Raw genomic sequence first — 11239 nt, 5'->3', positions numbered from 1 at the left:
CCGCGGCAGTGTGACGCCGCTTGAGAGCGGCGAGGCCGGCGCGGATGTGGATGCAGACGGAACAACAGCGGAAAACGGAGGACAGGCGCATAAATGGACACTTGAGAGCGCGGCGGATGGAGATACAGAGGGCACTGCCATAGCAGGCAGACAGAATGGACAGGCTTCCGGTGGGCAGAGCGAAGAGAACGGAAAAATGGCGGAGACGAAAGCCCCGTACATTTTGCCGGAGCCGGAGGCACAGCGCGACCTGCCGAATCCGGGCGGCAATTCGACAGCGGGACAGGACTATCCGGTCACAAACTTGAAGCCCGGCGGCACGTACACGGTCGGGGACGGGGAGACGCTCTATGGGATCTGTTTTAAGCTTTATGGCAATATCCGTCATCTGGACGATATCCTTGCGGTCAACCATCTGACCGATGAAAACCGCATTATCGCAGGGCAGACGCTGGTGATGCCGGATGTGTCCGGAGAATAGCAAAAAGATAATGCCAAACCATCTAAAATAGTGTATAATCAAGATGGCAGTCCAGCTACAGGAGATAAAAAAATGAGTGAGATGAACCCGATTGAACGGGAACAGAAGAAAAAGCAGCTGAGAGGGCGTGTGATCGACACCGCCACGCAGGACATGTTTCCCCGCCGGGGCATAAGCCACGGAGAAAATGAGGAAGAGGTGGCGGAGAAAGCCGAGCGCCATTCCAGACGGAAACGTCTCCGCAGGGTGCTGACGGCGGTGTTAATCGCGGCGCTTTTGGCGGCTGGTTTTATGTATTATAAAGATAACCATGCCTACACGGACTATACGGTGGCGTGGGAAAAAGAGATTGCGGCGAGTGAGAGCAGCACGACGGAATTTGTCCCGTTTGGGGAAAATGTCCTGAAATACACGAAGGACGGAGCTTCCTATCTGGACAAGTCCGGCAAGGCGGTCTGGTCGATGAGTTATGAGCTGAAATCGCCGATCTGCTATGTCAACGGCGATTATGCCGTGATCGGGGACCAGCAGGGCAATGATATTTATATTGTGGATAAGACCGGAAGCCAGGGACAGGCGACGACGCTTCTGCCGATCCTGCGCGTCAGCGTATCGGCATACGGCATCGTGGCGGCGCTGGTGGAGGACAGCAATGCTTCGTATGTGACCTTTTTCAAGAAAGACGGCAGCGAGCTTGACTGGGCGATCAAGACGGTTATGTCGGGAAATGGTTACCTGATGGACGTTTCCTTATCGCCGGATGGTACGCAGGTCATGCTTTCCGACCTGTATCTGCAGGACGGGGCACTCAAAAACCGGATTGTATTTTACAATTTCTCCGAATATGGAAAGAATTATCCAGACCGTCTGGTCGGAGGTTTTGATGAGCTGGGAGACAGCATCTGTCCGCGCGTCCGGTTTCTCGACGAGGATCACGCGTGTGCATTTGCGGATGATCAGGTGGCATTTTTCTCTTTGGAAAATGTAACAAGCCCGGCGCTGGTGCGCCAGGCGGAGATCGACGGGGAAGTCCGCGGCGTGGCATGGTCGAAGGACTATGTGGCGGTCATCTCGGACAACACCGAGGGCGGAAGTGAGAGCCGTTTGAGCATGTTTAAATCCGATGGAACCGCTATGGGTACGGCAGATTTCTCGTATTCGTGGCGTAACATAAATATACAGGGCGATTTCGTCATCCTAAATAACGAAAATTCCTGTCGGGTCTACAGTCTGTCCGGCAAGGAGCGGTTTGCCGGGGAGTTTGATTTCTCTGTGGCGCAGGTAACACGCGGCCGCGCGTTCAATTCACTGATTATCAGCGGCGGCGACCGGATGCGCGAGATCCGCCTCAAATAACACACGTTTAGTTTTTAAAATTAAGATACATAGCAGGAGGTTACTTATGAATCAGATTGACACATTATCCGTAAACGCGATCCGGATTTTATCCGCAGACGCAATCCAGAAGGCAAATTCCGGTCATCCGGGACTTCCGCTGGGATGTGCAGCAGCGGCTTATGAACTGTGGGCACATCATATGAACCATAACCCAGCCAACCCGAAGTGGGAGAACAGAGACCGTTTCATCTTATCCGGCGGTCATGGTTCCATGCTGCTGTACTCTCTGCTGCACCTGTTTGGCTACGGAAATCTTTCCAAAGAAGATCTGATGAACTTCCGCCAGTTAGATTCCAAGACTCCGGGACATCCGGAATATGGTCATACCGTTGGCGTTGAGGCGACGACCGGTCCGCTGGGCGCAGGTATGGGTATGGCAGTCGGCATGGCGATGGCTGAGGCACATCTGGAAAGCGTATTCAACAAAGAAAATTATCCGGTAGTTGACCATTACACCTATGTATTGGGCGGCGACGGATGTATGATGGAAGGCATTTCCTCTGAGGCATTCTCTCTGGCAGGTACCCTGGGACTTTCCAAGCTGATTGTTCTCTATGATTCCAACCGCATCTCCATCGAGGGAAGCACCGACATCGCATTCCGTGAGAATGTACAGGAGCGTATGCAGGCATTTGGTTTCCAGACGATCACTGTAGAAGATGGCAATGATATCGACGCGATCGGCAAGGCGATCGAGGCTGCAAAGGCAGATACCGAGCATCCGTCCTTTATCACCATCAAGACGCAGATCGGCTTCGGCTGCCCGGCAAAACAGGGCAAGGCGAGCGCACACGGCGAGCCGCTGGGCGTGGAGAATGTGGAAGCACTCAGAAAGAACTTAAACTGGCCGAGCGAAGAGCCGTTCTTCGTGCCGGAAGAGGTATACAAAAACTACTCCGAGATCGCAGAGCAGAAGGCAGAGGTAGAAGCTGCATGGAACGTGATGTTTGCCGCTTACTGCGAGGAATATCCGGAGATGGAAGCGCTCTGGAACCAGTATCACAATGCAAAGGCGGGCGAGGCGCTGAAAGATGACGCCGGATTCTGGGCAAAACAGGAGAAACCGGAAGCAAGCCGTGCGATCTCCGGACGCCTGATCAACTACATCAAGGATGTTCTGCCGAACCTGTTTGGCGGTTCTGCTGACCTGGCACCGTCCAACAAGACCAACATGAAGGATGCGGGCGACTTCTCCAAAGAGGACAGAGCTGGACGTAACCTGCACTTTGGTGTCCGCGAACTTGCGATGGCAGCGATCGGAAATGGCATCATGCTGCACGGCGGTCTGCGTGCGTATGTATCGACCTTCTTTGTATTCAGTGATTACTGCAAACCGATGGCAAGACTGTCTGCACTGATGGGCGTGCCGCTGACCTATGTATTTACGCATGACAGCATCGGCGTTGGCGAGGATGGACCGACCCATGAGCCGATCGAGCAGATGGCAGCGCTGCGTGCGATGCCGAACTTCCATGTATTCCGCCCGTGCGATGCGACCGAGACAGAGGCAGCTTGGTACAGTGCTGTTACTTCCGAGCACACACCGACCGCACTGGTGCTGACCAGACAGAATCTGGAGCCGATGGCAGGCAGCAGCCGTGAGGCATTAAAGGGCGGCTACATCATCGACGACTGCGAGGGCACACCGGAGTTAATTCTGATTGCCAGCGGTTCCGAGGTAGCTCTGGCGGTTCATGCAAAAGAGACTCTGGCAGCAGAAGGTCAGAAAGTCCGCGTTGTCTCCATGCCGTGTATGGATCTGTTCGAGGAGCAGAGCGAGGAGTACAAGGAGTCCGTACTTCCGAGAGAAGTACGCCGCCGTGTAGCAGTAGAGGCGCTTGGAAGCTTCGGCTGGGACAAGTACACCGGCTTAGACGGCAAGATCATCGCGATGGAAAGTTTCGGCGCCAGCGCACCGGCAGGGCTTCTGTTCAAGAAGTTCGGCTTTACCGTTGAGCATGTGGTAGAGGTGGCTAAGAGCCTGAAATAATGCTGATTTTGGTAAAAAAATAAGATAAAAGACAGGCACCTGTCTGTCGGCAGAAAAGAATGCGGTATCGCTTAAGCAGAAATGCGCCTTTCTCCGGCAGGCAGGTGTATTTTGCTTTCCAAACCTTGCAAAACGGGGATGCATTGCGTATAATAAGAGCCAGCGCAGAAAAAAGATGAGGGCATAGAAGAAAGGCTGCCAGTGCAGCCGTAAGGGAAGGGATCCAGACATGGAAAAAAAATGTATTGGGATAGACGTCGGCGGAACGACGGTTAAGATTGGTCTTTTTGAGACGGACGGAACGCTTGTTTATAAGTGGGAGGTTCCGAGCCGCAAGGAAGAGAATGGGGCGTACATTCTTCCGGATGTAGCCGCTTCGATCAGGAAGAAATTGAACGAGCGGGGAATTCCGATGGATGCCGTGATCGGCGCAGGCATGGGATTTCCGGGGCCGGTGCAGCCGGACGGCTATGTGGAGGTCTGCGTCAACTTAGGATGGCGCGATCTGAACCCGCAGAAGATTTTGAGTGAGTTATTAGATGGAATGCCGGTCCGCTCCGGTAATGATGCTAATGTGGCGGCGCTCGGCGAGATGTGGCAGGGCGGCGGCAAGGGCTGCCATGATATCGTGATGGTGACGCTGGGAACCGGTGTCGGCGGCGGCGTGGTACACGATCAGAAGATCGTTGCAGGACGCCACGGACTGGGCGGCGAGATCGGTCATATCCATATCCGCGAGGGCGAGAAAGAAACCTGCAACTGCGGCGGACACGGCTGTCTGGAACAGGTAGCGTCCGCGACCGGTATCGCCAGGGAGGCGAGACGGAAGATGGCGGCAAAGCCGGATGCATCGGTGATGCGTGCCTACGGTGATGCGATCACCGCAAAAAATGTGCTGGATGCGGCAAAAGCCGGGGATGCACTGGCGCTGGAGGTTATGGACACCGTGTGCTATTATCTCGGATGGGCGCTGGCGACCATTTCGATGACCGTGGATCCGGAGATTTTCGTCATCGGAGGAGGCGTATCCAAGGCGGGGACTTTTTTAACGGATTGGATTGACCGCTATTACCGCGAATTGACCCCGATCTCTGAGAATAAGGGCGAGGTTCGCCTGGCAACATTGGGAAATGATGCAGGTATCTATGGGGCGGCAAGACTGATCTTAGATTAGGCGCCTTGTTTTGAGTGACAGAGTGCAGGGTAAATGGTCTGGACGTTTGAAGGAAATAGGGATAGAAAAACGTTCAGATATGCCGAAAAATGCTGTAGACAAGAGGAGACCCCGGAGCGGTCAAGCATCCGGGGCAATTATGAAAAATCTATGTGCAAAATCACTATAAAACAAATTTGAAAAGTGAAATCTTTTATGCTTTTAGTATAAAAATAAGATATGAATAAAATATGAACACCGTGTAAACAGATTATGAAAATTGGCGATTTTGTACAAAAAAGTTTCATGAATCAGAGGTTTCTCTATCAAAACAGAGGATAGAAAGAAAAATGGCAGAATTTGCAGCGCACGGTGCGAATCAGGAGGAAAAAATGGCAGCAGAAAAAGCAAAGAAAACGATTGTAATTGGACATAAAAACCCGGATACGGATTCGATTTGTTCTGCAATCGGCTATGCGAATTTCAAAACACTTCAGACGGGCGGCGAATATGTACCGTGCCGTGCCGGAGAACTGAACCCGGAGACAACCTTCGTACTGGATTACTTTAAGGTAGATGTGCCGAAACTGATTAAATCCGTCAAAACGCAGGTCAAGGATATTGAGATCCGCGAGACGCCAGGTGTTTCCAAGAATATTTCCCTGAGAAAAGCATGGAACCTGATGCAGGAGGACGGTCTGGTAACACTTCCGGCTGTTACCGATAAGAATATACTGGAAGGTCTGATCACAGTCGGCGATATCACCCGTTCTTATATGAATGTATACGACAGCAGCATTCTTTCCAAGGCATGCACCCAGTATGCAAATATCATCGAGACCCTGGAGGGCGCGATTTTTGTTGGCGATGAGAAAGAGTACTTTGATAAAGGAAAAGTCCTGATTGCGGCAGCTAATCCGGATATGATGGAATATTATATTGAAGAGAACGACCTGGTTATCCTCGGCAACCGCTATGAGTCGCAGCTGTGCGCGATCGAGATGGGTGCAAGCTGTATCATCGTGTGTGAGGGCGCTGGCGTTTCCATGACGATCAAAAAACTGGCACAGGAGCGCGGCTGTACCGTCATCACAACTCCGTATGATACCTACACGGCAGCCCGTCTCATTAACCAGAGTATGCCGATCAGCTATTTCATGAAGACTGAGAAGCTGATCACCTTCGATACAGATGATTTCATCGATGATATTAAGGATGTGATGGCAAGCAAGCGTTTCCGTCATTTCCCGGTACTCGATAAAGAAGGCAAATACAAAGGCCTGATTTCCCGCCGTAACTTACTGGGTGCGCGCGGAAAGAACGTGATTCTGGTCGATCACAATGAGCGCGGCCAGGCGGTAGACGGCATCGAGAATGCCAATATCCTGGAACTGATTGACCACCATCGTCTGGGTACTGTGGAGACAGTCGGACCGGTCTTCTTCCGTAACCAGCCGCTCGGCTGTACGGCAACGATCATCTTGCAGATGTACCGCGAACAGGGGCTGGAGATCGACAAGACCATCGCAGGTCTGCTCTGCAGTGCGATCATCTCCGATACGCTTCTGTTCCGTTCTCCGACCTGCACACCGATGGATCGGGCGGCAGCGGTTTCTCTGGCTGAGATGGCAGGCATCAAGCTGGATGAGTTCGCAAACCAGATGTTTGAGGCAGGCAGCGAGTTAAAGGGCAAGAGCGATGCAGAGATTCTGTATCTGGATTTCAAGAAATTCTCAGCTGGAAAGACAAACTTCGGCGTCGGTCAGATCAACTCCCTGAATGCAGAGGAGCTTGGAAAGCTGAAGAACCGTATGCTGCCGTTTATGGAGAAGGCGCGTGAGGACGAAGGTCTGGATATGATCTTCTTCATGCTGACGAATATCCTGACGGAGACGACCGAACTTCTCTGTGTTGGACAGGGGGCGGCACAGGTTGTGGCAGATGCGTTCCACGTAGTTGATGCAAATGAAGAGCTGAAGCAGACGGCAACACTGCCGGGTGTTGTTTCCAGAAAGAAACAGCTGATTCCGGCACTGACAGTGACACTGGAGCAGTAAATCAGGTGACGGTGCGCGGACGGGATTGTTTCATACGGAAAATCCAGTGATAGTTCGTGCAGGGCAGAAAGGTCGGACGGAAAGGAAGGATACCATGACATTTGTATATCCGGCGGTTTTTACGCCTAAGAAAGATGGAAAAGGGTATGATGCATATTTCCCGGATTTGGAGTGCTGCGAGGCGAAAGGTCCGGATCTGGAGGATGCGGTGGAAAATGCGCGGGAGGCAGCGTACAACTGGATCAGCCTGGAGCTGGAGGAAGAGGGCGATCTGCCGGCACAGACGCATATCGATGATATGAGCCTGCCGGAAGGAAGCATGGTGAAACAGATCATGGTCCGGATCAAACTTCTCCCGGACAACGATTAAGAGGATATAGGGATGGCACAGAAGAGAGCGGCTGGAAAGCCAGAAGAGCGTCGCCGGGGAGGAGCAAGGCAGAACCCGGAAGGACAGTTGAAAAAACGGGTGGAGACCCGGAACACTCCGGGACCGCGCACCCAGTGGAAGCCGGGCAATATGATTTATCCGGTTCCGGCGGTGCTGGTCACAGTGGCGGACTGCGAAGGAAACAGCAACATCATCACGATTGCCTGGACGGGCACGATCTGTACGAACCCGCCGATGGCGTACATTTCGGTGCGCCCGGAGCGCTATTCTTACCATATGCTGCGGGAGAGCGGTGAGTTTGTCATCAACCTGGCGACGGAGTCGATGGCGTATGCGACCGATTACTGCGGCGTCCGCTCCGGCAGGAATGTGGATAAATGGAAGGAGACAGGGCTCACACCGGTTCCGGCGCAGACGGTGAAAGCGCCGGTGATCGCCGAAAGCCCGGTCGCGATCGAGTGCCGGGTGACCGAAGTCAAGGAACTGGGGTCACATCATATGTTTCTGGCAGAGGTAACGGGTGTCAGCGTGGACGAGCAGTGGCTCAACGAGCGCGGCAGCCTGGAGCTTGCAAAGGCGGAACCGATTGTGTATTCGCATGGCGGCTATTATGGGCTTTCAGAGCTTCTTGGAACATTTGGATGGAGTGTAAAGAAAAAGAAGAGGTGCCAAAGATGAAAAATAATGTAACCCTGATTGGTATGCCGTCCGCAGGAAAGAGCACGGTCGGAGTGCTTTTAGCAAAGAGACTGGGCTATTCCTTTATAGATGTGGATCTGCTGATTCAGGAACAGGAAGGTAAGCGTCTGCGCGAGATCATCGAAGAACAGGGACTGGACGGATTTCTCGATGTGGAGAATCGCGTCAACGCGGGGGTGGAAGCCGAGCAGGCGGTCATCGCACCGGGTGGCAGCGTGATCTACGGAAAGGAAGCGATGGAACATTTAAAATCCATCGGACTGGTTGTCTATCTGAAAATTACTTATGACGAGCTGGTAAAACGCGTCGGCGATGTCAAGGACCGCGGCGTGGCGCTGAAAGACGGCATGACACTTCTGGATCTCTACCATGAGAGGATCTCGTATTTTGAGAAATACGCGGACATCACGATCGACGAGGAAGGTAAAGAGCTGGGGGCGGTGGTTGATGAGCTGCGCGAAATATTGGAAGAGCGCGGTTATGTGCTGGGAAGTGCGCCGGAGGAAGAGTAACAATTTCACATGAGAATGGGGGCAGCCGGTTCTGCCGGACGGGTTTCATAACGGGTTACAGTGAGAAAAAATCAGTTGCAAAACAGTTGAAAATCCAATACAATAGAATAGTAACCATTTTTATAGAATGTTAACAGTCGGGGGTGCAAAGATGCGGAATCTTTTTTGCATCCCTTTTTTGAAAGGTGTGCGTATATGACTACAGTGAAATCTTTGTCCAGAGAGATGAAATTCTTTCTTCTGGCACTGATTCCGATCTATTTCATTTCAGTGGGGCTGATTATACAGCCGTTTGATTCCATTGTGACTGGTATCTATGAAATCATATGGGAGCCGGATTTCCTGATCACCGATTATATTGCGGTCGGCGGCATGGGAGCCGCGTTTGTCAATGCCGGGATGATGGCGCTTATCAGCATCTACTTTGTCTATAGTCTTGGGATGGAGATGGACGGGCATACGATCACGTCCTGCTGTCTGATGTTTGGATTCTCTTTGTTCGGAAAAAATCTGATGAATATCTGGGCGATTTTTCTGGGTGTATTTCTCTATGCAAAATATCATAAAATGCACTTATCCAACTATATTTATGTCGGCATCTACGGAACGAGCCTGTCTCCGATCATCACACAGCTGATGCACGTGGTGGAGCTGCCGATCTGGCAGCGCTTCTGTGTGACGATTCTGGTGGGAATCTGTATCGGATTCGTGCTTCCACCGCTCGCGACGCATTCCCACTATGCCCATAAGGGATATTCCCTTTATAATGTGGGATTTGCCTCTGGCATCATTGCGACGGTCCTGGTCTCCACGTTTAAGTCCTTTGGAATTGAGACGGAGGCGCGTCTTATCTGGTCCTCCGGCAATGATGCGATGCTTTTAGGGCTGCTATTTGTCCTGTTTGCAGGCATGTCGGTGGTGGCAGTGCTGTGGCGCGGAAAAGATACGCTTTTAGGGTATGAAAAACTCCTTGGGACAACGGGAATCGGCGGTACCGATTACCTGCTGGAATTGGGCGGTGCAGTGACGCTTCTCAACATGGGACTCAATGGTCTGTTTGCGACCTTCTTTGTGCTGGCAGTCGGCGGAAACCTAAATGGACCGACGATCGGCGGAATCTTTACCATCGTTGGATTCAGTGCGACTGGAAAACATTTGCGGAATATTTTCCCGATCATGGCGGGCGTCTGCATTGCGAGTACCGTCCGGGCGTGGGATATCACGAATCCGTCGGCACTTCTGGCGCTGCTCTTTTCCACGACGCTGGCGCCGATCGCCGGAGAGTTTGGAATTTTATGCGGCGTGTTAGCCGGTTTTCTGCACGCGTCGGTGGCGCTCAATGTCGGGATCGTGTATGGGGGCATGAACCTCTATAACAATGGATTTGCGGGCGGTATCGTCGCAATGTTCCTGGTGCCGGTGATCCAGTCGATCCGCGACCGGAGGGCGCGGGCGAAGGGAGATCTGTCGCTGTAAGATTTCCTCTTTTTAATGGAATCTTAACACGAAAGAGGCATAGAGATATTGTATCATTATAAAAACACCACATTTATGATACCTACTAAACATAGAAAGGAATGATACATATTTCAACTTCATTTGCGCTTCTGGTCGTAGCGATTATTATCCTTGTCTGCATCGCGGGAAGCCGTCTTTCGGGGCGGCTGGGGGTGCCGACGTTGTTTATTTTTATTATGCTGGGAATGCTGTTTGGATCGGACGGTATTTTTAAGATTCCATTCGGCAATTTTGCACTGGCGGAACAGGTCTGCTCGGTGGCACTGATTTTTATTATGTTTTACGGCGGGTTCGGCACGCGCTGGAGTGAGGCGAAGCCGGTCGCGGGGCGGTCGATTTTGTTATCCTCGGTGGGTGTAGTGCTGACGGCGCTTTTGACCGGGCTGTTCTGTCATCTGGTGCTTAAGATGGCACTGATGGAAGGAATGCTTCTCGGCGCAGTTCTTGGATCGACCGATGCGGCATCCGTGTTCTCGATCCTGCGTTCGCGCAAGCTGAACCTCAAATACGGCACGGCATCCATGCTGGAGTTAGAGAGCGGAAGCAACGACCCGTTTGCGTACATGATGACGGTGATTCTGCTGTCTGCGATGACGGGGAGTGTGAGCGGCGGTTCGGCGGTTCTGCTTTTGATCCGCCAGCTCGCATTTGGGCTTTTGACCGGCGCGACGGTCGCGTGGTTGGTGACATGGCTTTTAAAGCGGTATGCCTTTTATGGCGAGGGATTTGACACGATCTTTGTCTTTGCGGCGGCAATCATTTCTTACGCGCTTGCATCCCAGATTGGTGGAAATGGCTACTTAAGCGTGTATTTGACCGGTATTATCCTCGGAAATCAGGAGCTGAAGAACCAGAAAGCGCTGGTTGGCTTCTTTGATGCATTTACCGGCATGATGCAGATGCTTCTGTTTTTCCTACTGGGACTTCTGGCATTTCCCTCGCAGATGCCGTCGATCGTGCTTCCGGCGATCGCAATCGCATTGTTTTTAACATTTGTGGCTCGTCCGGCGGCGGTTGGCTTGCTGCTCGCGCCGTCGAAA

10 protein-coding genes are annotated in these 11239 nt (G+C 52.3%); all 10 read left to right on the top strand.

Annotated features, from left to right (window positions below):
• Positions 1 to 481 (top strand): LysM peptidoglycan-binding domain-containing protein (locus QVO97_RS09075; RefSeq protein ID WP_288189508.1); only part of this gene is annotated, 481 nt, incomplete at its 5' end.
• Positions 482 to 553: 72 nt separating this feature from the next.
• Positions 554 to 1837 (top strand): DUF5711 family protein, encoded by a 1284-nt coding sequence (locus QVO97_RS09070; protein WP_022360015.1) that lies wholly within the window; start codon positions 554 to 556, stop codon positions 1835 to 1837.
• A gap of 46 nt (positions 1838 to 1883) precedes the next feature.
• Positions 1884 to 3869 (top strand): transketolase, encoded by a 1986-nt coding sequence (gene tkt, locus QVO97_RS09065; RefSeq protein WP_022360014.1) that lies wholly within the window; start codon positions 1884 to 1886, stop codon positions 3867 to 3869.
• A 229-nt stretch (positions 3870 to 4098) separates the two neighbouring features.
• Positions 4099 to 5043, top strand: coding sequence for an ROK family glucokinase (locus QVO97_RS09060; RefSeq protein WP_022360013.1), 945 nt, complete (start codon positions 4099 to 4101; stop codon positions 5041 to 5043).
• 371 nt (positions 5044 to 5414) lie between these two features.
• Positions 5415 to 7079 carry a putative manganese-dependent inorganic diphosphatase gene (locus tag QVO97_RS09055; protein ID WP_288189515.1) on the top strand — a complete coding sequence of 555 codons (1665 nt, stop codon included), beginning with the start codon at positions 5415 to 5417 and terminating at the stop codon, positions 7077 to 7079.
• A 94-nt stretch (positions 7080 to 7173) separates the two neighbouring features.
• On the top strand, positions 7174 to 7449 hold the full coding sequence (locus QVO97_RS09050) for a type II toxin-antitoxin system HicB family antitoxin (protein ID WP_022360011.1): 276 nt from the start codon (positions 7174 to 7176) through the stop codon (positions 7447 to 7449).
• Between the two features lie 12 nt (positions 7450 to 7461).
• A complete protein-coding gene (locus QVO97_RS09045; protein WP_022360010.1) occupies positions 7462 to 8148 on the top strand; it encodes a flavin reductase family protein in 687 nt (228 codons plus the stop codon).
• Complete coding sequence (locus QVO97_RS09040) at positions 8145 to 8681, top strand: shikimate kinase (protein WP_022360009.1); 537 nt, start codon at positions 8145 to 8147, stop codon at positions 8679 to 8681. Before QVO97_RS09045 ends, QVO97_RS09040 begins: the two co-directional genes overlap by 4 nt.
• A 195-nt stretch (positions 8682 to 8876) precedes the next feature.
• A complete protein-coding gene (locus QVO97_RS09035; protein WP_022360008.1) occupies positions 8877 to 10157 on the top strand; it encodes a DUF1576 domain-containing protein in 1281 nt (426 codons plus the stop codon).
• A 101-nt stretch (positions 10158 to 10258) separates the two neighbouring features.
• A partial coding sequence (locus tag QVO97_RS09030) for a potassium/proton antiporter (RefSeq protein WP_288189503.1) occupies positions 10259 to 11239 on the top strand: 981 nt, incomplete at its 3' end.

This window comes from Clostridium sp. CAG:43 (genome assembly GCF_000434655.1).
Lineage (GTDB): Bacteria > Bacillota > Clostridia > Lachnospirales > Lachnospiraceae > Otoolea > Otoolea fessa.
Note: the sequence above shows the minus strand (reverse complement) of the source record. Positions and strands in the feature narration are given on the sequence as shown.